Genomic DNA, 23792 nt, shown 5'->3' on the forward strand with positions numbered 1-23792 from the left:
GAAACACACAATTCTCGTAGAGAAAACGCCGCGGCTTGACAGCCGCGGCGCCTCATTTCTTCAAGTCGTCGAGATCAGTTGCAAGCCGCGACGCTGCCTGCGGCGACGCCTGTGCAGACTTCGTCCTTCTTGATCCAGCCGGCGTCGATGACGACGTTGAGGTTGTCCTTGGTGATCGCGACGGGGGTCAGGAACAGCGACTTGACGGTGTTGCCGTCAGGCGTGGTGAAGTCCTTGGCGCCGGCAATGTCGCCCGTCTTCTTGCCATCGGCAAGCTGCGAGGCGATCTCGGCGGCGTTCTTGCCGAGTTCGCGCGCGTCTTTCCACACCGACACCGTCTGCGTGCCGAGCGCGATGCGGTTCAGGGCGGCATGGTCGCCGTCCTGGCCCGAGACCGGAACCGTTCCGGCAAGGCCCTGCGCCGTCAGCGCGGCGACAACGCCGCCGGCGGTGCCGTCATTGGCCGCAACCACGGCATCGACTTTGTTGTCGTTGGCGGTCAGGAACTGTTCCATGTTCTTCTGGGCGTTGGCCGGCAGCCAGCCATCGGTATAGGCCTCGCCGACATTCTTGATCTTGCCCGAGTCGATGGCTTCCTTGAGCACTTCCATCGAGCCCGAGAACAGGAAATCGGCATTCGGATCCGAGCCAGAGCCCTTTATGAAGACATAGTTGCCTTCGGGCTTCGCCTTGAACACTTCGCGGGCCTGCATGCGGCCGACTTCCTTGTTGTCGAAGGTCAGGTAAAAAACGTCCTTGTTCTCGATCAGGCGGTCATAGCCGACGACCGGAATGCCTTCGTCCAGCGCCTTCTGCACCGCCGGGCCGATGGCCGAGGCGTCCTGCGCCAGGATGATCAGCGAGTTGGCGCCCTGCGAGATCAGGCTTTCGACGTCGGTCAGCTGCTTGCCGGGATTGGACTGCGCGTCGGCCGAAATGTACTTGTCGCCGGCGGCTTCGATCGCCGTTTTCATCGCCGCCTCGTCGGTCTTCCAGCGCTCTTCCTGGAAGTTCGACCACGACACGCCGATGACCTTGTCCTTCGCCTGCGCGACCGACATCAGCGCCAGCGACATGGCGACACCCGCCAGCATGGCGGCTGCAAATCTGTTCATTATAACCCTCCCTGCGCCGCCCACGGCGCGACAAAACCGGCCCGAAGGCCTGCACAAAGAGGCTCCATTTTTTCGAGCCTCGAAAAAATACTGGTTCAATGATAAGGCACTGTCAACATCGATTATGATGGATTCTGATAGCGTTGCCGAATTTTTTCGAGCTCCGCAATAAACAATGACAGGGCTGCCGGCGTCTGCCAATATTTGGCTGGTGCCGTCGAACGCCTTCACTATCATGAGGCGCGAGGAGGCCGGGAGGAAAACAAATGTCGGTTGGGATCCGCCACGACGATCTGCGCCGTCGCAACCGTGCGATGGTGATTTCGGCCGTGCGCCGGGCCGGCCAGCCGTCGCGGACCGAGATTGCGGCGACCACCGGCCTCAGCCATTCGACGATATCGGCAATCTCGTCTGATCTAATTCAAGAAGGCATCCTGATTGAAGGCAAGCCTGGCGAGACCGGCTCGCTGAAACGCGGCCGGCCGCAGGTCGGCCTTGGCCTCAACCCGGAAGCGGCGGCGGTCATGACCGTGGTGCTGTCGCTGAACTTCCTCTCCGTCACCGTCATCGACTATGCCGGCCAGGTGGTCGCGGAAGAACAGCGCCGGCTCGACACGCTGACCATGCCGCGCGACGAGCTGATCGGCGAATGCGTAGCAATCGTCGGGCGGCGTCTCGCGGACCCGGACCTCGATGTCCAGAGCATCGCCCGCATTGCCATGGGCATCCAGGGCATCACCGATTCGCAGGCGCGGGCCATGCTGTGGTCGCCAATCACGCCACTGACCGACATTGCCTTCGCCGACATGTTGGAAGCGGAATTCGGCATTCCTGCCACCATGGAGAACGACTGCAATATGATGGCGGTGGCCCTGCAATGGCGCCAGCCCGAGCGCTACCGCGACAATTTCATCGCGATCCTCTTGTCGCACGGCATCGGCATGGGGCTGGTGCTGAAAGGCGAACTGTTCACCGGCACCCATTCCTCGGGCGGCGAGTTCGGCCACATGATCCACCGTCCGGGCGGCGCGCTCTGCCGCTGCGGGCGGCGCGGCTGCGTCGAGGCCTATGCCGGAAACTACGCCATCTGGCGCAGCGCCAAAATGATGAGCGAAGATGCCGAGCCGGTCGATATCGGCGACGCTGATATGCGCGCACTCGCCGCGCGCGCCCGCGAAACCGATGGCCCGGAGCGCGAAGCCTATCGCAAGGCCGGTGAGGCGCTCGGCTTCGGCCTCGGCAGCCTGTTTGCGCTGATCGACCCGGCGCCTGTCGCCATGGTTGGCGTCAGCGCCGCCGCCTTCGACCTGATCGAGCCGGCATTGCGCGAAGCGATCGCCCAGACCGCCGGCGGCCAGCACTCGAAATCGATCTCCTTCGACACCGAGCCCAACGAGCTGCCGCTGATCCGCGAAGGCTGTGCCATGCGCGCGCTCGGCTTCGTCGATCAGGAGATTTTCGCGCCGGGCATTCAGGCCAAATCCGGCAAGCATGTCGCCTGAATGGCCGGCAACGGCGCGACGCGCAGCATCCTAGTCTTCCCTGATCGCGTAGCCGGCGCCGCGAATGGTACGGATGACATCCGGCATGCGGCCGTTGTTGACCGCTTTGCGTAAGCGCCCGACATGGACGTCGACGGTTCGCTCGTCGATGTAGATCGTCTCGCCCCAGACATTGTCGAGCAGCTGGCTGCGCGAGAACACGCGGCCGGGATGGCGCATCATGAATTCGAGCAGCCGGAACTCGGTCGGTCCGAGCCTGATCTCGCTCTTCTTGCGGTAGACACGGTGCGACTCGCGGTCGAGCACGATGTCGCCGACCTTGAGCACGCTGGACAGCACTTCCGGCTTGGCCCGGCGCAGCAGCGCCTTCACGCGCGCCATGAACTCCGGCGTCGAGAATGGCTTGACCAGATAGTCGTCGGCACCGGTGGACAGGCCGCGCACGCGATCGCTTTCCTCACCGCGCGCGGTCAGCATGATGATCGGCAGCCGCTCGGTTTCGGGCCGCACTCTAAGCCGCCGGCAGAGCTCGATGCCGGAAACAGCGGGCACCATCCAGTCGAGCACCAGGAGATCGGGCACGTTTTCCTGCAGGCGGATCTCGGCCTCGTCGCCGCGTGTCACCACCTCGACGTGATAGCCTTCGGATTCGAGGTTGTAGCGGAGGAGCACGCCTAGCGGCTCCTCGTCCTCCACGACCATGATGCGTGGCGCGATCATAGGCAGTTCACCCTCATCAGGCCGGCGTGGCCATCGCCGTCTCGTCCTGCTTCGGACGATTGGCGGGCAATTGCTGGCCGGTCAGCACATAATACGCATTTTCGGCGATGTTGGTGACATGATCGCCGATGCGCTCAAGATTCTTGGCGCAGAACAAGAGATGCGTGCAGGCGGTGATGTTGCGAGGGTCTTCCATCATGTAGGTCAAGAGCTCACGAAACACGGACGTGTATTTGACGTCGATGCGCTCGTCGTCATTCCTGAGTTTTGCAAGAGCTGCCGCATCGGTGGCGGCATATTCCTCGACGACGCCTTGCACCTGGATCAGCACCAGCTGCGCCATGGCATCGATGGAGTGCGAGAGGTCGCGCGGCGTGACGCTCAAGCCCACGGTGCCGACGCGTTTGGCGATGTTCTTGGCGAGATCGCCGATGCGCTCGAGGTCGCCGGCCATGCGGATCGAGCCGACCACGGCGCGCAGATCGTTGGCCATCGGCTGGCGCTTGGCGATCAGCGTGATGGCGCGGTCGTCCAGTTCGCGCTGGCGCGCATCCATGATGGCGTCGTCGGAAACGACACGCTGTGCCAGCGCATTGTCCGAATTGAGCAGCGCCCTGGTCGAGCCGCTGACCATCGAGCCTGCCAGATCGCCCATGTCGCCGATCAGCTTGCTGATCTGCCCGAGCTCTTCATCGAAGGAGGCGACGGTATGTTCACCCATGATCTTGGTCCTCGTGCCTGAAAATTCACCCGCCGGACGGCTCAGCCGAAGCGGCCGGTAATGTAGTCCTGGGTGCGCTTGTCGTCGGGGTTGGTGAACATCTTGTCGGTGGCGCCCTCCTCGACGAGATAGCCGAGATGGAACATCGCCGTGCGCTGCGACACGCGCGCCGCCTGCTGCATCGAGTGGGTGACGATGACGATCGTGTAGTTCTGGCGCAGTTCGTCGATCAGCTCCTCGACACGGGCGGTGGCGATCGGATCGAGCGCCGAGCAGGGCTCGTCCATCAGGATCACCTCCGGCGACACGGCGATGGCGCGCGCGATGCACAGGCGCTGCTGCTGGCCGCCGGACAGGCCGGTGCCGGGCTCCTGCAGGCGGTCCTTGACCTCGTTCCAGATCGCCGCCTTCTTCAGGCTCTGCTCGACGATCTGGTCCATGTCGGACTTGCGCTTGGCCAGCCCATGGATGCGCGGGCCGTAGGCGACGTTCTCGTAGATCGACTTCGGGAACGGGTTGGGTTTCTGGAACACCATGCCGACGCGGGCGCGCAGTTCGACGACATCGATGTTCTTGTCGTAGATGTCGTCTTCATCGAGCGTGATCTTGCCGGTCACCCGCGCCAAATCGATGGTGTCGTTCATGCGGTTGAGGCAGCGCAGGAAGGTCGACTTGCCGCAGCCGGACGGGCCGATCAGCGCCGTCACCTGGTTCTGACGCACGTCGAGATTGACGTCGAACAACGCCTGCTTCTCGCCGTAGAAGACGCCGACCTTGTCGCCGCGCATCTTGATGACTTCGTTCGACTTGGCGTTCATTTTGTCGCCCACTGCATTCTCAAGGGACTGTTCGGTCATGATGTTCATACCAAATTGCCTTTTTTCTACCAGCGCCGCTCGAAGCGGCGCCGGAGCACGATCGCGGTGATGTTCATGGCCATGAGGAAGACGAGCAGGATGATGATGGCGCCGGACATGCGCTCGACAAAAGCGCGCTCAGCCTCGTTTGCCCACATATAGATCTGAACCGGCAGCGCGGTCGCCGGATCGAAAGGCGTCGTCGGATAATCGGCGACGAAAGCGACCATGCCGATCAAGAGCAGCGGTGCTGTCTCGCCGAGCGCACGCGCCAGGCCGATGATGGTGCCGGTAAGGATGCCTGGGGCGGCAAGCGGCAGGATGTGATGGAACACCATCTGCATCTTGGAGGCGCCGAGACCTAGGGCCGCCGAGCGGATCGACGGCGGCACCGCGGCGAGGGCGGCGCGCGTGGCGATGATTATGGTCGGCAATGTCATCAAGGTCAGCACCAGGCCGCCGACGAAGGAAGCCGAGCGCGGCATGCCGAGGAAGTTGATGAACACGGCAAGGCCAAGCAGACCGAAGACGATCGACGGCACCGCCGCGAGATTGTTGATGTTGACTTCGATCAGGTCCGTAAAGCGGTTCTTCTTGGCGAACTCCTCCAGATAGATGGAGGCGGCGACGCCGATCGGCAGCGCCAGCAACAGCACGATCACCATCATGTAGAACGAGCCGATGATCGCCACGCCCATGCCCGACGTTTCGGGCCGGCTGGAGGCGCCATAGGTGAACAGGCCGGTGTTGAAATGCTCGGCCATCACGCCGTCGGCTTTAAGCTTGTTCATCCAGTCGATCTGCTGGTTGGACACCTTGCGGCGCGCTTCATCGACGCCGAGGTCGATCTGGCCCTTGAAGGCCGAGTCGAGGTTCGCGGCAGCCAGGATGTCGACGTCACGCGTCCTGCCGATCACCGACGGATCGGCGGAGACGATGTCGCGCAGCTGGACGCGGGCGCCTTCCGACAGGAAGCCCTTGAGCTTCAGCATCATCGGCTTGTTGGCCGGATCGATGCCGAGCTTGGCCACCAGCGCGTTTTCGGCGAGCTTGGGATAGTTCGCCTTGATCAGCACGGTAGGGTCGGTCGCGCGCTTGCCGGAGGGATCGATCACCTTCTCGTCGAAGGTGACCGGCAGCGTCACCGTCGTCTGCCAGAAGGCGGTGTAGCCTTTCGAGACGATGGTGATCAGCATGATGGCCAGGAACGCCAGGCCCACCGAGATCGCAATCACGCCATAGATGCGGAACCGGCGTTCGGCGGCATAGCGCGCCTTCAGCCCGATGTCGCGGCGCGGTCGCGCGACGGCGCCCGCCATCGTGTCCAGGGGGATGTCGGTCATTCGTACTGCTCCCGGTACTTGCGCACGATGTAGAGGGCGACGATGTTCATCACCAGCGTCAGCGCGAACAGCGTCAGGCCGAGCGCGAAGGCGACCAGCGTCTGCGGCGAGTTGAACTCGAGGTCGCCGGTCAGCTGGTTGACGATCTTGACGGTGATGGTCGTCATCGCCTCGAACGGATTGGCCGTCAGATTGGCGGCGACGCCCGCCGCCAGCACGACGATCATCGTCTCGCCGATGGCGCGCGACGCCGTCAACAGGATGGCGCCGACGATGCCGGGCAGTGCCGCCGGCAGGATCACCCGCTTGATCGTCTCGGAGCGGGTGGCGCCGAGGCCGAGCGAGCCGTCACGCATTGCGCGCGGCACCGCGGTGATGATGTCGTCGGACAAAGAGGACACGACCGGGATCAGCATGACGCCCATCACCAGGCCGGCGGTGAAGATGCTCTGGCCCTGGATGAAGGGCGAGCCGCCGGTGAGTGCCGCCGACAGGTCGCGCAAGAACGGTCCGAGCGTGACAACGGCGAAGATGCCGTAGACGATGGTCGGAATGCCGGCCAGCAGTTCCAACGCCGGCTTGACCACCGAGCGCACACCGCGCGAGGCATATTCGGACATGTAGACCGCCGACATCAGCCCGACCGGCACTGCCACCAGAAGGGCGACGGCGGCGATGTAGAGCGTGCCGGCAAGAAGCGGGATCAGGCCGAACTGACCCTGGCTGCCGCCGGAACCGGCGGCGGCGAAACGCGGATCCCACACCGTGCCGAAGAAGAAGCTCATCGGCGACACGCTCTCGAAGAAGGTGATGGTCTGGAACAGCATCGACAGCACGATGCCGACCGTGGTCAGGATGGCGATGGTCGAGGCCGCAAGCAGCCCCCACAGCATCAGCTTCTCGACGTTGTTGCGCGCCCTGGCGCGCGGCGCGATCTGCCTCAGCGCATAGAAGGCGCCGGCGACCGACAGCGCGAAGGTCAGCACGGCGCCGAACAGGCCGAGCCGGTCCTGGACCTGGTTCGCCTCGACCGCGATCGGGATCATATAGTCCTGGGTGTCGCTGGCCAGTGCCACGCCCTTGGCGGCGAGCAGCGGCTGCAATTCGGCGAAAGTAGCGGGAAGTGCGGTATCGCCATCGAGCCGGCGCAGGCCCTTGGCCAGGCTCTTCACCAGGCTGGCGTCGAGCGCTTCGCTGGCCACCTTTGTGTCGGCGGTGCGCTCGGGCAAAGCGGCATGGATATGCCGGTCGAGATAGAAGGAAGAGCCGATATCCCAGACGGCGAGCAAAAGGACGGCAGGCAGGACCGCGAGCAGAAAGGCCCACCAGCCATGATAATGCGCGCGCGAATGCGGCTTGACCTTGCCGGTATCCTGCGCCGCTGCGCGCTGGCGGCCGATCACAAAAGCGACCACGCCTATGGCGATGACTATGGCGAGTACGAGCAAGGACGACATCACCCACCCCAGGGAAAATTCAGATCGCCGCCACCGTTGCGGCAAGCGGCGAAATCAGGGCGCGGATTTGGTCCGCGCCCTGATCCGGTCGGTTGATTACATCGTCTTTCCAGCGGCGAAGGCGTCGCGCTGGCCCTGACGTTCGGCGTCGGGAGCGGAAACCAGGCCGTACTGGGCGAGCGGGCTTTCCGGGCCGATCATCTGGTCATCAAGGAAGAACTCGACATATTCCTTGAGGCCGGGAACGACGCCCAGATGCGCCTTCTTGACGTAGAAGAACAACGGCCGCGACACGGGGTACGTGCCATCGGCGATGGTCTGCGTCGAAGGCACGATGCCTTCCACGGTAGCGACCTTCAGCTTGTCGGCATTGTTCTCGTAGAAGGCGAGGCCGAACACGCCAACGCCGGTCTTGTTGGAGTCGATGCGGGCCAGCGTCTCGGTGTAGTCGCCGTCAATGTCGACAGCCTTGCCGTCCTTGCGGATGGCGATGCAGGTCTTGCCGATTTCCTTGTCGTCGGCGATGCCGGCAGCCTTCAAAGCGGCCTTGTCGCAGCCGGCGTCGAGCAGCTTGGTCTCGAACACTTCACGGGTGCCGTGCTTCTCACCCGGGATATAGGCGGCGATATCCCAGTCGGGCAGCTTCGGATTGACCTGGTTCCACTTGGTGTTCGGGTTGTCGACCAGCTTGCCGTCGACCACCAGCTTGGCGGCGAGCGCCTTGTAGATGTCGGCGGGAACCAGCGCCCAGTCCGGACCCTTGATGTCGGTGGCAAAGACGATGCCGTCATAGCCGATGCGGACTTCCTGGACGTCCTTGACGCCGGCGTCGGCGCAGGACTTCAGCTCGTCCTTCTTGATCGGGCGCGAGGAGTTGGCGATATCGATCGTGTCTTCGCCGACGCCCTTGCAGAACTCCTTGATGCCGGCGCCGCTGCCGCCGGACTCGACCACCGGGGTCTTGAAGTTGGTGAAGGTTTCGCCGAACTGCTCGGCGACGATCTTGGCGTAAGGCAGCACGGTCGACGAACCGGCGACCTGGATCTGGTCACGCGCAGCGGCGACACCGGACGATGCGGCGAACGCTACCGCCACGGCCGATGCCGTAACGAGGAATTTCTTCATGTGGCCTGCTCCTGTTCGGAAGATGGTCTCTTGGCGCCCTCTTCAAACCGGCGCCCGCTGAGGCCAATAGCCTTCGATTATTACAGTCGCATGACAGTTTCGTGTCAGCCCGGTAACGTCGCACAGACGTCTTGTGGGCCGCACCCTTTAAGCCGGTTTGTGGGAATGGAAGTTGCCGCTGGAATCAGACGCTTGCGCAATTCGTGCTGGCATCAAGTCCCGGCACACCGCAGGCCGCGATGCCGAGAAAGAAAAACCGGACGGGAGCGCGTTGCCCGTGACCAGAGCGAATCTTGGCCGAGCCATCGCCAAAAACAGGTCCGTTGGGGTAGATTCGACGCTGTTTCTTGTCGGCGGTCGCTTGCTCCCGCCCGTAACTGAATGAGCGGTTTCGTTGCGACCATTGTCCTGACTGGGCGCCAGCTTTGATATGGTGCGATCGCACCATATCCTTGGCTGTTGCGGCGCGGCCGAATCCCGGCGGCGCCGCAGGTTGCTATCCAGCGTCTCGTTGGGCTTCGCCTGATATGCCGACCCAGCGCTCGACCTTTTCGAGCAGCGCCCTGGGGCTGATCGGCTTGGGCAGATAGTCGTCCATGCCGGCTTCCAGGCAGCGCTCACGGTCGCCCTTCAAGGCATGCGCGGTGACGCCGACGATCGGGATATGCATACCCGTATGTTCTTCCAGCCGGCGAATTGCGGCGGTGGCCTCGAGCCCGTTCATCTCCGGCATCGAGACGTCCATCAGGATCATGCGCGGATTAAGCCGGCCGAAGGCGTCGAGCGCCTTGCGGCCGTTGCCGACGATTTCGAAACTGTAGCCGGTTTCGCCGATTATCTGGGTGAACACCATCTGGTTCACCTCATTGTCCTCGGCAACGAGAATGTCGAGCCGGCGTTCATCCCCGGCGGCCCGGGCGCGGGCACGAACCGGCGGCGGTTGCAGCAAGGCGCGTTCCGATGCAGCGAGCGGCGGCTTTGCCGGCGACGGTTCGTTCCTGCCGCCGCCGGAACCGCTGCTTGCCGCCGGCAGCACACGGCCGTCCGTGATATTGTGATGGTGCCGCTGGATGGTGGCGACCAGCGTTTCCAGAAGCACCGAGGAACGCGCCGGCTTGATCAGCTGGGCGTCGATGCCGAGATCGCGATAGCTGGTGTTGGCGAGCGACTGGTCGACCGAGGTCAGCATGATGACCGGCGTGTCGGCCAGCCCTGCGGTGTTGCGCACGACGCGCGCCATTTCGGCGCCGCTCATCCCCGGCATCTGATAATCGAGCACGACGCAGTCGACCGGCACGCCGTAGGCAGCCGCGGCGACCAGCACCTTGAGCCCTTCGGGTCCGCTTTCGGCGGCGCAGGAATCGAAGGTCCATGACGCCATCTGCTCGCTCAGGATCGATCGGTTGACGGCATTGTCGTCGACGATCAGCACCCGTGAGCCGGTCACGTCGACCGGCATGATCCGCCGTCCGGTCTGTTCCTCGGCCCTGGGCAATGTCACGGTGAACCAGAAGGTCGAGCCCTTGCCTTCGGCGCTCTCGACACCGATCTCGCCGCCCATCAACTCGACCAGCCGCGAGGTGATGGCGAGCCCGAGCCCTGTGCCTTCGTGGCGTCTGGTCGACGAGGTGTCGGCCTGACTGAATTTTTCGAAGACGAGCTTTAATTTCTGCTGCGGAATGCCGATGCCGGTGTCGGTGACCGAAACGGTAAGCTTTGTCCCCGTCGGCCCCCTTTGTCCGGTCACGTCGACCAGCACGTGGCCTTCGTCGGTAAACTTCACCGCGTTGCCGACCAGATTGGTGACGATCTGCCTGACGCGACCGACATCGCCGACGAACAGGCTTTCCAGGCCCGGCTCGACGCGCACGATCAGCTCGAGGTCCTTCTCCTTGGCGCGCGTCGATATCAGCGTCGCCACATCCTCGATCGCTTCGGGCAGGTTGAAGGGCGCAGGGTCGAGCACCAGCTGTCCGGCATCGATCTTGGAGAAGTCCAGTATGTCGTTGATGATGGTCAAGAGCGCGTTACCCGACTTGACGATGATATCGGTGAACGTCTTCTGCTTGGGATCGAGGTCGGATTTGGCCAGCAACTCGGCCATGCCGAGTACGCCGTTCATCGGCGTGCGGATCTCGTGGCTCATATTGGCCAGGAATTCCGACTTGGCGCGGTCGGCCAGCACGGCGCGCTGGCGCGCCTCGCGCAGTTCGGCCTCGCGCAGCTTCAGTTCGGTGATGTCGGTGGTCGACCCAATCAGATAGAGCGAACCGTCGGACGCGATCATCGCGCCCTTGCGGGCGAACTGGTGGCGCACGCTGCCGTCGGCAAGCGTCACCGTTTCCTCGATCTCCTGTGTATCGCCTGTGCGCAGCACGGCGAGATCGCTGTTGACGAAGGCTTCGCCGTCTTCGCCGAAAATCTCGATGTCCGTCTTGCCGATCGCGTCTTCCCTGCGGAGGCCGGTGAGGTCGCACCAGCCCTTGTTGACGTAGAACTGCCTGAGGTCGGAGCGCTTGGCGTAGATCGACACCGGCACGTTGTCGATGAGATTGCGGAACACCTCGTTNGACGTGTGCTCTTCCGATCTGAACTGCCTGAGGTCGGAGCGCTTGGCGTAGATCGACACCGGCACGTTGTCGATGAGATTGCGGAACACCTCGTTCTCGCGCATGCTCTCTTCCAGCGCCTGCTCGCGCGCCTTGACGTCGGTGATGTCGGTGCTGGAGCCGACAAGGTGCACCGACCCATCGAGCGCCACCAGCCGGCTCTTGCGCGTCATCAATTGCCGCACCGTGCCGTCGCGATGGGTAACGGGCTCCTCGATCTCGCGGCCGCGGCCGGTGACGACGACCTCGGTGTCGTCATGGGTGTAGGTTTCGGCGTCGTCGATGCCGAAAAGCTGGAGATCGGTCCGGCCGATGACTTCCTCCTTGGGGATGCCGGTCAGCGCGCACCAGGCCTTGTTGACGAATTCCATGCTCAGATCCTGCGCCTTGATGAAGGCGGCGACCGGCAGTTCGTCCATGACGTGGCGGAACAGGTCGATCTGGCGCATGCTTTCCTGCAGCGCCTTTTCGCGGCTCTTGATCTCCGAGATGTCGACGCGCACGCCGATGAAGGTGCCGTCCTCGGTGCGCATATCGTAGACCTGATACCAGCGGCCGTCCGCATTGAGGCGCTCATAGGACGAGTTGGGCAGGCGATAGCGGGCGAGGATGGCATTGAGCCAGACATCGGGGTCGCCTTCATAGAGCCTATCGATTTCTCGATCGCCGCTCGATCGGAAATAGCCGACCGAATGTCCGAGTTCCAGGGCCTCGCGGAAGCTGCGGCCGGGCTGCCATGCCGGTTTCAGCTCCGGCAGCGTGTCCTGCAGCTTGCGGTTTGCAAAGACGAACTTGTCGTCGCGGTCATAGATGATGACGGCCGCCGGCAGCGACTCCAGCACCGTGGTGAGGTTCTTGCGGGCGTCCTCGGCTTCGGTCTCGCGGCGCTTCATGTCGGAGATGTCGAACAGGAAACCGGCGACATAGTTGCGGCCGCTGGGCATGCCGACGCGGTTCTTGCGCACGATGCGCGAGCGGCTGGCGCCCTCGGCGTCGAAAGTCTCCTCGACCTCGTAGGGCGTGCCGGTCGCCAGCACGGCGCGTTCGCTGTCTTCGAATTGCGCGGCGTCCTTTTGCTTGAGGAAGTCGCCGCCGGGCCTGCCCAGCATCGCTTGCGGGCTCTGTCCGAACAGTGCCGAAAACGCCTCATTGACGAAGACGAAACGCAGATTGTCGTCCTTGACGAAGATCGGGTCCTTGACGCCGTTGATCACCGCCTCGGCCAGCCGCGATTTCTCCAGCGCTTGGGCGAGTTCAGCCTCGCGATCCTTCATGTTGGTGACGTCGACATAGGAGATCAGCCTTTTGCCGCCGGCGAGCGGCGCCAGCGAGGCAATCAGCGTACGGCCGTCATTGCGTGGCAGTTGCCTGGAGCCCACCAGGCCGGCCGAGATTTCTGCTTCGCGCTCGGAGATGTGGCCCTGCCATTCGGCATCGTCAGCACCGTAAGGGTCCATATCGCGGCTGGCCTGCATCAGTTCGCGGAAGCCGCAGCCGATGCCGGCGCGTCGGGGATCGATTTCCCAGAAATCATAGAAGGCGCGGTTGATCACCTCCGCGCGCATCTCCGCATCGAGGACGAGCACGCCGATCGGCATCTGGTCGACCATCGTGCGAAGATTGGCGAAGGTCTCCGTAATTTTGGCGTTGGCACTCTCGATCTCGGCGTCGCGACGCTTGAGCTCGGAGACGTCGTAGTAGGTCAACAGCCGCTTGCCGCCGGACAACGCCGTCACGGAGAACATCATCGTCCTGCCATTGGCATGGAGAAATTCGCGTGGCGCAACCGAGCCGGCGCTGATCTCCTCGATGCGGGTGGCTAGGTAGTGCTGCCACTGCTGTTCATCGAGATCGCCGTAGATGCCGTTGCGGCGGTTGAGTTCCATCAACAGACTGAACGGCGCGCCGACAGTGACGGCGCCATCGGGAATCCTGGAGAGCTCGCGATAGGCCTTGTTGACGATGAGTGTGCCGAGCTTTTCGTCAAGCAGCACGACGCCCATATGCATGGCATCCATCGTCCGCTCGAGATCGGCGAGGTGCTGCGTGGCCTCGCCGGCCGGCGGATCGCTCTCCTCCTCCCGCAGTTCGTCCAGCGCACCGGCCAGTGCCGTGACGTTGCGGCCGATGCCGCGATAGCCGATGAATTCGCCTTCGCCGTCGAACCGCGGGGAACCGGTGATCGAAACCCAGCGGCAGCCGGGACGGCCGCCCTTCAACTCATAAACAAAGTCGCGAAACGGCCGATGCGCCTGCAGATCCTCCAGATGCGCGGCGGCGTGTCGATTGCCGTGCACCATCTGCTTGAGGAAATCGAAGCGGAAACGGCCAAGAATGCTGGCCGGATCGATGCCGGTGGCGGCCTGGTAGTTCTCCGAAAGCCAGGAAAAGCGCAGCTCGGCATCGGTCTCCCAGACCCAGTCGGCGCCGGCCCCGACCAGTTCGCGCAGCGCTTCGGGCGAAACCCCGACGGACGTATCCTGGCCGTTCACCACCCCTTTTCGGGAACCGCGTCCGCCGCGTGTTCCAACAGTCCCGTCAGCCATCCCGTTCCCACCCCGAAAGCCAAGGCCGAACCCCCTCAGCGGTTCGCCGGCGGAATGTGCCCGAGAAGCATTAATGATCCGCTAACCATAACCATCCAGACTGCGGCCAGAGCCACATTGCCCTGCGGTATTCCGCCGGTTGTCGGCGGAACCCCGGCCGGGCTATAAGTCGGCGGGGGTGTTGCTGATGACCGGTTGGATCGTGCCTTGTTTCCTGTGCCTGGCGCTGCTTGCGGGCAGCGGCTGCGCACGCAGCTATGACGGCACGGTGGTGATCCCGAAGCCGCTCGATATCAGGCGGGTCTGGGATCGCGATCCGTCGCAGACTGAGGCCAGCCGGATGCAGGCGGCAGCCGGTGTGTTTCCGACGCCGCCGCCGCAGGAGCCCTACCGGCCCGCGGCACGCAGGCACACAACACAAATAGCTGCGCCAAGGCGGCACGTCAGGTCCAGCCCTCCCAGCATGGCTTCCGAACCGGCCAATCCGCTCACCTGCAAGAATGTCAGCGAACCCGGCAAACGCTACAGGATGGTTTGCGAATAGCTGGTACTTGAGCAATTCCAGGAAAAGTGTGAAACGGTTTTCCGTCCGGAATTGCGTAAAACAAAGACATAGAGCGGTTCGCCGTTTCTGTGAAACGGACAAACGCTCTAGGCGCAGGTTACTCCGCCGGGAAGAAAGCCGGCCCGACCACCCTGACCGGCCGCGAGCCGGCCAATGGCTCGGCCGACTGTCGCTGGGCGGCGCCCCTGGCCTCTGCAGCGTCTGCGCCAGGCTGGGGAAGTTGCGCCACGGTGCCAAGATCCGGCTTCGCTGACGGCAAAGGAATGATCGCGTTGGCCATATTGGCTGGCGTCACCGTGCGCGCTCTCAGCTCGGCAACGCGCCGGTGATAGCGCTTGAGGTCGCAGGCCCTGAAGTTCGCATCATTGCGATATTTGAAGGCCGTCGGCAGGTCCTTGTAGGATGTGCGCGTATTGAGCGCGACCATCTCTTCGGTTTCAAGGCTTGGATCACTGAGCGTGTACAGGTCGACGCCGGCATCGTCGCAGATGTAGCGGCACTGATCGACCATCTCCTTGACATCGCCGCCTTGCACGAACTGCGATTTCGGCGCCGGGAAGAAATAGCCGTCCGAGAGACGAACGCAAAACAGCATCGAATTGCTGCCGATCAGGGCGCCAGCCGGACGCTGTCTTTGTTGCCCGGCGGCGGGCGTGCAGCCGAGCGCGACGAGCCTGGCCTGCAGTCCGGACGCATCCCGGCGCGAAATCGCGGCGCCGCGATCTGGCGTTGCACCTGTGTGCGGCTTTTGGCGAGGTCGGCGCAAGCATTGAAGAAGCCCCCACCGCACTTTGCGCCGTGCACCGACGTTGCCTCTCCAGCCCCTGGATCGCCGCAAGCTGGCGACGCAGCTGCGCAAGCTCGGGGCTGATCCCGCCGCTGCGGCCGGACGGTGCCAGCTGGCTCCTGAGCGCGGCGCATGGATCGGCAAGGGAAGCCGAAATGCCGAGGACGCTTGCCGCTACCGACACCAGTGCAAAGGTCACGACTGCCACAAACGCATCATCGGCGACACCTGGTTCCTTGTACCCCTGTGGAGCCGATCGCCGCTCCAGCCGATTGAGCCTCAATGCGGGAGGTAAGTCTAATTCAAGAGACGCCAGCAACCGCCAGGTATTTTATGCCGAGTGTATTATGCCGGTTCCTGTAAATTCGCTATTACACTTTTGTTTCAAGCTGAGACGAAGCCAGGCTCGGGCGAGCCAGGCCGCCCGCAATCATCGATCCCGCGTTATCGGGCCCTTGCGGATGAAACCTTTCTCCGGTGTCTCGCGTTGTGTCGGGCAAAGGAGACGAAGATGTCTATTCACTTCACTGTCTCTGGCCTGACCAGGAACCTGTTCCACTCGCTGGGGCTGGACCATGAGCGGGCGCCGAGAGCGCTCGATCCCGAACAGAGCCTGTTGCTGGAATGCTATCTGGCCGGACAGATTCCGGAATCCGCCTGGGCCGACTACGTCTTCGAGACGCCGGAACTGCAGCGGCATGTCGATATCAGACGCCTGCACAACTGATCAGAGCAACTTCAGGAAAAGTGTGAGTCGTTTTTCCGGGAAAAGCGCGTAGCGCTTTCCCTTGGGAATTGCGTCAAGACAACGAGAGAGGGGGTCGCCGTTTCTGTGAAAACGGTGAAACGCTCGCCCGCTCGCCTACTGCTTGGGCGAAGCGAATTGCACGGTGAAGACATTGCCCGCGACGCCTTGCGCCAGCGTCGGCGAGAAGCTCAACGGCAGGCACTTTTGCAGGGCAGTGGTTGCGGCGTCGACGAACGACTTCCTGGTATCCGCATCGCCATCGACCTTGATCCTGATGTCAGACTTTACGGCATGAGACGGGCCTGATGGCGCATCGGCGAAAAGCAAAAGGCCGGCATTGCGCCGACCTTTCCCTTCACCCTTGCGCCAGTACATCCGTGGTCGCGCGGTGCCTTCAATAGACAGCGTTCTGGTTAATGAATCCTTAGCTTTACGCGCTGGCCTGCGACTTCACATAGGCGATGTAGCCGCGCACGTCGCCGGCCGGCTCGGCATAGGCCTTGCCGAGTTTCTTCTCCATCGCCGCGACATACTCCTTGGCCCATTTTGGCAGCGCATAGTCGATGACGGCCAGGAACTCCAGCGTCGATGCCAGGCGTATGTCGGCGATCGACGGGTGCTTGCCGCCGATGAACGGCTTGCCGTCCCTGAAGAAGGAGTGAAACACCTCCAGCGGCTCGGCAATCGCCGCCATGGCGGCCTTCTGCGCCTCGGACTTCTTCTCCGGATGAGCGTCGCTATGGCCGACCTCGCCGGCATAGTGCGGGAAACCCAGCGCCGGATAGGTGGCGCGCGCCACATAGGGGTAGAGCGTGCCGATCAGGTAGAACATGGCGCTGTCGACCATCGCCCGCTTGGCCGGTGCCTTGGGATAGAATTTCTCCAGCCCGTGCTTGTTGGCGAGATACTGCATGATGGCACAGCTCTCCCACAGCACGCCGCGCGGCAGCCCCTTGTCCTCGATCATCGGCGTCAGATGCGCCGGATTGCGCGCCATATATTCCGGCGACCGCGTGTGGCCCCAGGCGTCGGTCTCGGCGGCGTCGAACCCGGCTGCACGGGCAAACACCCGAACGGTCATGTTGTTGACGCTTGGCTTCAGCATCGAGAGCTTCAGCGCAGGTTTTTTCGCCGCCTTGGCCTTCGGCGCGGATTTCCTGGCAGCCGGCCTCGTCGCGGTTTTGGCGGCCGGCTTTGCGGCAGCCTTCGGCGCGGCCTTTACGGCCGCTTTTGCCGCCGGCTTCACTGCCTCTTTTACTGCTGGCTTGGCCGCTGGTTTGCCAGCGCTCTTAACTGTCTTTGCCATTGTGGTCCTCCCCTTTTGCTGGCCGTCAGTATGGATTCTTCGGCGTCCGGTCGTCTGACAAGGTCGCGCGCGACCATTCGACCAGCGTCTGGATCGCGTCGGCAAGGTGTACTTCGGCGATGTTGTAGTCGCCGCGCGCAACGCGCAGCTTGTGCGCCTGCATCAGCACGTCGGCATGGGTGAAACCTTCCGGCGGATCGAAGCGATAGGAGGCGAGTTCGATCAAGAGGCCGAGCGGATCCTCGAAATAGATCGAATCCATGAAGCCGCGATCCTTGACGCCGCTGTGCTTGATGGCGCGCTCATCGAGCCGAGCGACCGCCTGCAGGAAGGTCACGCGCGACACCGAGAACGCAATATGATGGNGCTCATCGAGCCGAGCGACCGCCTGCAGGAAGGTCACGCGCGACACCGAGAACGCAATATGATGGACGCAGCCCGGTTCGGTCGGCGTGCGCCGCTTGACCGGCGTGCGGCTCTCGTCGGTGAAGACGGTGATCAGCCTGCCGTCGCCGGGATCGAAATAAAGATGGCTTTCGCTTGGCTTGTCGAGGTTGGGCTGCTCGAAAATGAACGGCATGCCGAGCACGCCCTCCCAGAAATCGATCGAGGTCTGGCGGCCGGCGCCGACGAGGGTGATGTGATGGACGCCCTGCGACTGCAGTTTCTGCATCGGTCTCCTCCTCGCCGACCCTCGCCTATGTTCCCCGGCGTCTTGCGCGCCGCAACGAGCCCTTTGGCAAGGCTTCGTACATGATGCTAGTGCAATTGGCAGCGCCGCGCCAGAAGCTCGCGGAGACTGCCGGCGCTGGGTGGTGAAAGGGGCTTGAGTTGCATGACCTGAGGCTATGCAACGGCTCTGAGATCGGCTTCCGCCAGCGTTCCCAGGCCCGCGCATTCGGCGCATGCCATCGTCTGCCCGGGACAGCCGGCCCGGTGCGTGCCTTGCGGGCAGCAATGCCCTTTCGACTCGCGCCATTTCAAGCAATCGAAAACCTGCCCGCTGCCGTGACAGCACGGGCATATCATTATTGCCGAATTCATGCCTGCTATGCCCAAAAAAATCCGCGTTGCCGCAGATGCTACCCCCGCACCGCAAGTAACAGAGATCGCTACGCTTTCAAGCGTCGCGGCCTGACTTAAATTGGGTGTATTCGGGTACGCGGACTTGCCGAATTTCGCTGATGCCGCCGACCCTCGCGGTCACACGCGATCCGCGCGGCTGCTGCCCGAAATTTTCGATGATGCGGAAGGAAAGTCGTTGCTTGGTACGCCCAAGGGGAATCGAACCCCTGTTCCCGCCGTGAGAGGGCGGTGTCCTGACCGCTAGACGATGGGCGCGTTCAAGAACCGGCGATATAGGCTGACGGTTTGGAAAAAGCAACTGGGCTTCGAACGGCCGGACCGCTTCTGTGTAATGTCGCTTCGCGAACCTAGCGTTTCGGCTCGATCAGGTCCCACAGATTGCCGTAGAGATCGGCGAACACCGCCACAGTCCCGTACGGCTCATGGCGTGGCGTTTCGTGGAAGTCGACGCCGTTTTCCAGCATCGTCGCATGGTCCCTGGCAAAATCATCGGTTTCGAGAAACAAAACCACGCGGCCTCCGGTCTGGTCGCCGACGCGGCTCTTCTGCACATCGTCCAACGCTTCCGCCAGAAGCAGCCGGGGCCCTTGCCCGACCGCCGGCGCCACCGTCACCCAGCGCTTGCCGTCACCGAGCTCGATGTCGTCGCAGAGCGCAAAGCCAAGCTTGCCGACATACCAGGCAATCGCCTCGTCATAATCGGCGACGACGAGCGTAACGGTTGCTATGCGGCGATGGTCGGCAAACCCGGTCATTGTTTCGGCCCGCTCATTTGTTGCGGATGGCGAAGCGACCGATGATACGGCGCTCGGCGATGTCGTAGACGAAGATGGTGCGGCTGCCGTCGCTGAGCTCGGCGTCGATCGAAATGCGATTGCCCGACAGAGCCTGGCTGATCACCTTGGCTCCGACCGGGAGCACTATGTCGGCCGCGAGCGGCTCGCCGGGCGGAACTGGAATGTCGTTGGCGAGCGGCGGGTTCGCGGGCGGCGCTTTGCGCGATTTGTAGACAATGGCCGCGATCACCACCATAAGGGCCAGCAAAAGCAGGCCGAGATTGATGGCCATGAAACGGATGAGCCTGCCGCGCACCTTTTCGATCTCGGGATCGAGCGGCTTTTCTTCTTCATCGGCAACGGGCCGGGCCATGGCAGAACTTTCCGGAACTTTTTTCGATGAGCGCTCATAGCGAAGAGACCCCTGAATTGATAGAGGCTGGACAATTCATAGAGGCGGCGCCGACCGTGCTCGAAGCCGGCGCGGAAGCGGCCGGCCAGCGCCTCGACCAGTGGCTGGCGAGCGCCCTCGGGCCTGACATGTCGCGCAGCCGGGTGCAGATGCTGATCCGGCAAGGTGCCGTTTCGATCGACGGCAAGCCGGTCGACGAGACCAAGCGCAAAATGAGTGCCGGCGAGCGCGTATCGGTCGTCATGCCCGAGCCGGAACCGGCCGAACCGCAAGGCGAGCCCATCGCGCTCGACGTGCTTTATGAGGACGACGAGCTGATCGTCATCAACAAGCCGGCCGGCCTCGTCGTCCATCCCGGCGCCGGCAACTGGACCGGCACGCTGGTCAATGCCCTGATCCACCACTGCGGCGACAGTCTTTCAGGCATTGGCGGCGTCAGGCGGCCGGGCATCGTCCATCGGCTGGACAAGGAAACCAGCGGCGTCATGGTGGTGGCCAAGACCGACCGCGCCCACAAGGCGCTGTCGGAGGCCTTTGCCGACCACGGCCGCACCGGCGACCTCGAACGTGCTTATTTGGCGCTGGTCTGGGGAATCCCGTCGCGGCCGACCGGAACGGTCGACGCGCCGCTTGGCCGTGCCGCCGACCGCGTGCGCCGCGCCGTCGTGCCGGAAGGCCGTGACGACGCCCGCCACGCCGTGACCAATTTCACCGTCAAGGAGCGTTTCGGCGAGGGCCAGCAGGCGTTCGCCACCGCCAGCCTGGTCGAATGCCGGCTGGAAACCGGCCGCACCCACCAGATCCGCGTCCACATGGCCCATATCGGCCATCCCGTCATCGGTGACCCCGATTACGGCCAGGCCTTCCGCACCAAGGCCAACCGGCTGCCTGAACTGCTGAAAGGTCAGGTCAAGGCATTTTCCAGGCAGGCTTTGCATGCCTGGCTCCTTGCATTTCGGCACCCGGCTACCCATTTATCGATGAGGTTCGAGGCGCCGATACCGGGGGACATGGAGGAACTCGTCGGCGGCTTTCGCAAACTCTGAATTCCAGGAAAAGTGTGAAACGGTTTTCCGTCCGGAATTGCGTCTAAACAAGCCAGCTAAAACCTGAGCGGCATTGTTCACTTCAGCGTGACACACTGTTTCGTGTTGAACAAATGCATGTCTTTTCTGGTTTTGTCCCTATATAAATCAGTTGTCGCGGGCGAGCCTTTTGGTGCTCGCGTCACATGTCCGCCGCGTTTCGGGGGCATCACTCCAATAGAGAGGGGGCGCAATCATGGCCCAGTCACTACCCAGTATTGTTTCCGGCGAAGGCGGCCTCAGCCGCTACCTGGAAGAAATCCGCCGCTTTCCCATGCTTCAGCCGCAGGAAGAGTACATGCTCGCCAAGCGTTACGCCGAGCATGAAGACACCAGCGCTGCGCACAAGCTCGTCACCAGCCACCTCCGGCTCGTTGCCAAGATCGCCATGGGCTATCGCGGCTACGGCCTGCCGATCGGCGAAGTGATCTCGGAAGGCAATGTCGGCCTGATGCAGGCCGTCAAGAAATTCGAACCCGAGCGTGGCTTCCGCCTCGCGACCTACGCCATGTGGTGGATCAAGGCCTCGATCCAGGAGTACATCCTGCGCTCGTGGAGCCTGGTCAAGATGGGCACGACCGCCAATCAGAAGCGCCTGTTCTTCAACCTGCGCAAGGTGAAGGGCAAGATCCAGGCGCTGGACGATGGCGACCTCAAGCCCGACCAGATCACCGAGATCGCCACCCGGCTGAACGTGTCGGAAGCCGAAGTCGTGTCGATGAACCGCCGCTTGTCGGGCGACGCGTCGCTGAACGCGCCGATCCGCGCCAGCGAGGGTGAATCCGGCGAATGGCAGGACTGGCTGGTCGATGACCACGAAAGCCAGGAAGACATGCTGATCGAGCAGGACGAGCTGGAAAACCGCCGCGGCATGCTGTCGGGCGCTCTGGCCGTGCTCAACGATCGTGAGCGGCGCATCTTCGAGGCCCGCCGCCTCGCCGAGGAGCCACTGACGCTGGAAGAGCTGTCGTCCGAGTTCGACATCAGCCGCGAGCGCGTGCGCCAGATCGAGGTGCGCGCCTTCGAGAAGGTGCAGGACGCGGTCAAGGCCGCCGCCAAGCGCCAGATGCAGGCGCTGCGCACGATCGAGGCGCAGCCCGCGGCGTAAAGCCGGGTTCGGCTAAGGAACAGAAGGCGGCGTCGGGAAACCGGCGCCGCCTTTTTTTATGTCTTACGCTTACGCTGGCGATTGGCGAAAGCATTCTTGACATCCAATCTCCCCCCTTGCGGGGGAGATCGGCAGCTGCCAACTGCCCTCTCAAAGCCCATCAAGCGGAAACTTCAGATACCGCCTCCCATTGGCCTCCGGTTCCGGCAGCCGTCCACCATTCATGTTGACCTGCAGCGCATGCAGGATCAGCCGCGGCATCGGCAGTGTCTTGTCGCGCGCTTCGCGCAAGGCGACGAACTCGGCTTCGCTGCGCGCCACAACGAGGTGGATATTCTTTGCCCTCTGCTCGGCGACCGTGCTCTCCCAGCACGGCTCGCGGCCGCCGGCCTGATAGTCGTGGCCGACAAACACCCGCGTTTCGTCCGGCAGCGCCAGAACGCCCTGGATCGAATGCCACAGCCGCGCGGCACTGCCGCCGGGAAAGTCCGTCCTTGCCGAGCCGCTGTCGGGCATGAACAGCGTGTCGTGGACGAAGGCGGCGTCGCCGATGACATAGGTGATCGAGGCGAGCGTGTGGCCGGGCGAGAACAGCACCTTGACCGGCAGGTTGCCGATCATGAACGTTTCGCCTTCCCCAAACAGCCGGTCCCACTGCGAGCCGTCTGCGGGGAAATCCGGCCAGTTGTAGATCGCCTTCCACAGCGCCTGGACTTCGATGATCCTGTCGCCGATCGCCGTCGGCGCGCCGGTCTTTTCCCGGAGATAGTGCGCCGCCGAGAAATGATCGGCATGCGGATGGGTGTCCAGGATCCACTCGAGCTCCAGCCCGTTTTCGCGGATGAAATCCAGCAAGGCGTCGGCATTCTTCGTCGCCGTCGCGCCGGATTTTTCGTCGAAATCGAGGATCGGGTCGATGACGGCGCAGCGTCTCGTCACCGGGTCGGTGACGACATACTGGATGGCGCCGGTCGGCTTGTCGTAGAAGCCGGCGACCTCAGGTTTGGCCGAAGCGATGTCCAATGTCCGGCCCCCCTGCCCCTTGCCCGACAGGAACCGTTTTCTCCGTCGGGTTGAACAAGAGCATGGTCATCTGGCAAAGCGCGCCGGTCAAGCACGCCTTGCCACAAATAGGACTGAAGCCCCAAATAGCTCCGACGGAGACAACCTAGGCTGACGGCTGCTTGGTCTTCCTGAGATAGGGCAGGATCGTCTCGAAAGCGCCAAAACGCTTGACCGCATCTTCGTTCGAAACCGCGGCGGTGATGATCACATCCTCGCCCTGCTTCCAGTTGGCCGGCGTCGCCACCTGGTGCTTGGCGGTCAGCTGCATGGAATCGACCGCGCGCAGGATCTCGTCGAAGTTGCGGCCCGTCGTCATTGGGTAAGTCAGCACCAGCTTGATCTTCTTGTCCGGCCCGACGACATAGACCGAGCGCACCGTGGCGTTGTCGGCCGGCGTGCGGCCTTCCGACGTCTCGCCGGCGCCCGCCGGCAGCATGTCATAAAGCTTGGCCACCTTGAGGTCCTTGTCGCCGATCAGCGGGTAGTTCACCGTCTGGCCGGTCGCCGTCTTGATGTCGGCCTGCCACTTGTCGTGGCTCGCAACGGGATCGACGGAAATGCCGATGACCTTGACGTTGCGCTTCTTGAACTCGCCTTCGAGCCCCGCCATCGTGCCCAGCTCGGTGGTGCAGACCGGGGTGAAATTCTTCGGATGGCTGAACAGGATCGCCCAGCCGTCGCCGATCCAGTCATGAAACTTGATCGGCCCTTGCGTGGTCTCGGCGGTGAAGTCAGGCGCGATGTCGTTGATACGAAGGCTCATGGCATTATTTCCCCAGCAACAGATTTCGTCAGGAGCGGCCGTGGACGGCGTCAACGCTCCGGCATTCCCGCATCTTAGCGCAAAAATCGCGGCTGC

General features: G+C 63.0%; 21 protein-coding genes and 1 tRNA gene. 5 read left to right on the forward strand and 17 right to left on the reverse strand.

Annotated elements, in window-relative coordinates:
- Positions 1-74: 74 nt before the first annotated feature.
- Positions 75-1115, reverse strand: a complete 1041-nt coding sequence (xylF, locus tag X757_RS142130; RefSeq protein WP_023727290.1) for a D-xylose ABC transporter substrate-binding protein — start codon at positions 1113-1115, stop codon at positions 75-77.
- 266 nt (positions 1116-1381) lie between these two features.
- Here xylF and X757_RS142125 point away from each other — a divergent pair, with 266 nt between their 5' ends.
- On the forward strand, positions 1382-2617 hold the full coding sequence (locus X757_RS142125) for an ROK family protein (protein WP_023683969.1): 1236 nt from the start codon (positions 1382-1384) through the stop codon (positions 2615-2617).
- Positions 2618-2647: 30 nt separating this feature from the next.
- Here the strand turns inward: X757_RS142125 and phoB are convergent, their stop codons facing one another.
- The 7 genes from phoB to X757_RS142090 form a co-directional block, all read right to left on the reverse strand.
- Positions 2648-3337 carry a phosphate regulon transcriptional regulator PhoB gene (gene phoB / locus X757_RS142120; protein ID WP_031193203.1) on the reverse strand — a complete coding sequence of 230 codons (690 nt, stop codon included), beginning with the start codon at positions 3335-3337 and terminating at the stop codon, positions 2648-2650.
- Between the two features lie 16 nt (positions 3338-3353).
- Complete coding sequence (gene phoU / locus X757_RS142115; protein WP_023727291.1) at positions 3354-4058, reverse strand: phosphate signaling complex protein PhoU; 705 nt, start codon at positions 4056-4058, stop codon at positions 3354-3356.
- A gap of 41 nt (positions 4059-4099) precedes the next feature.
- On the reverse strand, positions 4100-4924 hold the full coding sequence (pstB, locus tag X757_RS142110; RefSeq protein ID WP_023683970.1) for a phosphate ABC transporter ATP-binding protein PstB: 825 nt from the start codon (positions 4922-4924) through the stop codon (positions 4100-4102).
- A gap of 17 nt (positions 4925-4941) precedes the next feature.
- Entirely contained in the window at positions 4942-6258 is a 1317-nt protein-coding gene (pstA, locus tag X757_RS142105; RefSeq protein ID WP_023683971.1) for a phosphate ABC transporter permease PstA, read from the reverse strand.
- Entirely contained in the window at positions 6255-7715 is a 1461-nt protein-coding gene (pstC, locus tag X757_RS142100) for a phosphate ABC transporter permease subunit PstC (protein WP_023706293.1), read from the reverse strand. Before pstC ends, pstA begins: the two co-directional genes overlap by 4 nt.
- Before the next feature lie 96 nt (positions 7716-7811).
- Complete coding sequence (locus tag X757_RS142095) at positions 7812-8840, reverse strand: substrate-binding domain-containing protein (protein WP_023670113.1); 1029 nt, start codon at positions 8838-8840, stop codon at positions 7812-7814.
- A gap of 496 nt (positions 8841-9336) precedes the next feature.
- Positions 9337-13941 carry a PAS domain-containing protein gene (locus tag X757_RS142090; protein WP_023727292.1) on the reverse strand — a complete coding sequence of 1535 codons (4605 nt, stop codon included), beginning with the start codon at positions 13939-13941 and terminating at the stop codon, positions 9337-9339.
- Between the two features lie 241 nt (positions 13942-14182).
- Between X757_RS142090 and X757_RS142085 the strand changes: the two genes are divergently transcribed.
- Positions 14183-14539 carry a hypothetical protein gene (locus tag X757_RS142085; RefSeq protein ID WP_023693676.1) on the forward strand — a complete coding sequence of 119 codons (357 nt, stop codon included), beginning with the start codon at positions 14183-14185 and terminating at the stop codon, positions 14537-14539.
- Positions 14540-14657: 118 nt separating this feature from the next.
- Here the strand turns inward: X757_RS142085 and X757_RS1000000165865 are convergent, their stop codons facing one another.
- On the reverse strand, positions 14658-15326 hold the full coding sequence (locus X757_RS1000000165865; RefSeq protein WP_245275103.1) for a DUF2865 domain-containing protein: 669 nt from the start codon (positions 15324-15326) through the stop codon (positions 14658-14660).
- Between the two features lie 532 nt (positions 15327-15858).
- On the opposite strand from X757_RS1000000165865, the gene X757_RS142080 reads away from it, so the two are divergent.
- A complete protein-coding gene (locus X757_RS142080) occupies positions 15859-16074 on the forward strand; it encodes a hypothetical protein (protein ID WP_023696431.1) in 216 nt (71 codons plus the stop codon).
- A gap of 135 nt (positions 16075-16209) precedes the next feature.
- On the opposite strand, the gene X757_RS1000000168160 is transcribed toward X757_RS142080, so the two are convergent.
- The 6 genes from X757_RS1000000168160 to X757_RS142055 all read right to left on the reverse strand — a co-directional run bounded on the left by X757_RS1000000168160 (position 16210) and on the right by X757_RS142055 (position 19636).
- Entirely contained in the window at positions 16210-16470 is a 261-nt protein-coding gene (locus X757_RS1000000168160; protein WP_032887139.1) for a hypothetical protein, read from the reverse strand.
- A gap of 55 nt (positions 16471-16525) precedes the next feature.
- The gene (locus tag X757_RS142075) at positions 16526-17401 is read right to left on the reverse strand and encodes a glutathione S-transferase family protein (protein ID WP_023696433.1); all 876 of its coding nucleotides are present in this window, start codon (positions 17399-17401) and stop codon (positions 16526-16528) included.
- A 25-nt stretch (positions 17402-17426) separates the two neighbouring features.
- Entirely contained in the window at positions 17427-18074 is a 648-nt protein-coding gene (locus X757_RS142070) for a VOC family protein (protein ID WP_023727294.1), read from the reverse strand.
- 593 nt (positions 18075-18667) lie between these two features.
- Positions 18668-18742, reverse strand: a tRNA-Glu gene (locus tag X757_RS142065).
- A gap of 92 nt (positions 18743-18834) precedes the next feature.
- The gene (locus tag X757_RS142060; RefSeq protein WP_023727295.1) at positions 18835-19242 is read right to left on the reverse strand and encodes a VOC family protein; all 408 of its coding nucleotides are present in this window, start codon (positions 19240-19242) and stop codon (positions 18835-18837) included.
- Positions 19243-19255: 13 nt separating this feature from the next.
- On the reverse strand, positions 19256-19636 hold the full coding sequence (locus X757_RS142055) for a hypothetical protein (RefSeq protein WP_023690093.1): 381 nt from the start codon (positions 19634-19636) through the stop codon (positions 19256-19258).
- Between the two features lie 26 nt (positions 19637-19662).
- On the opposite strand from X757_RS142055, the gene X757_RS142050 reads away from it, so the two are divergent.
- Together X757_RS142050 and rpoH are read left to right on the forward strand one after the other, a co-directional pair.
- Positions 19663-20721 (forward strand): RluA family pseudouridine synthase, encoded by a 1059-nt coding sequence (locus X757_RS142050; RefSeq protein ID WP_023727296.1) that lies wholly within the window; start codon positions 19663-19665, stop codon positions 20719-20721.
- 235 nt (positions 20722-20956) lie between these two features.
- Positions 20957-21868: an RNA polymerase sigma factor RpoH gene (gene rpoH, locus X757_RS142045; protein ID WP_023670124.1), complete on the forward strand. Its 912-nt coding sequence runs from the start codon at positions 20957-20959 to the stop codon at positions 21866-21868.
- Between the two features lie 150 nt (positions 21869-22018).
- Here the strand turns inward: rpoH and X757_RS142040 are convergent, their stop codons facing one another.
- Positions 22019-22891 carry an MBL fold metallo-hydrolase gene (locus tag X757_RS142040; protein WP_023727297.1) on the reverse strand — a complete coding sequence of 291 codons (873 nt, stop codon included), beginning with the start codon at positions 22889-22891 and terminating at the stop codon, positions 22019-22021.
- 145 nt (positions 22892-23036) lie between these two features.
- A complete protein-coding gene (locus X757_RS142035; protein WP_023727298.1) occupies positions 23037-23696 on the reverse strand; it encodes a peroxiredoxin in 660 nt (219 codons plus the stop codon).
- Positions 23697-23792 lie beyond the last annotated feature (96 nt).

Origin of the sequence: Mesorhizobium sp. LSHC412B00 (assembly GCF_000503035.1) — a bacterium.
Classification (GTDB): Bacteria; Pseudomonadota; Alphaproteobacteria; order Rhizobiales; family Rhizobiaceae; genus Mesorhizobium.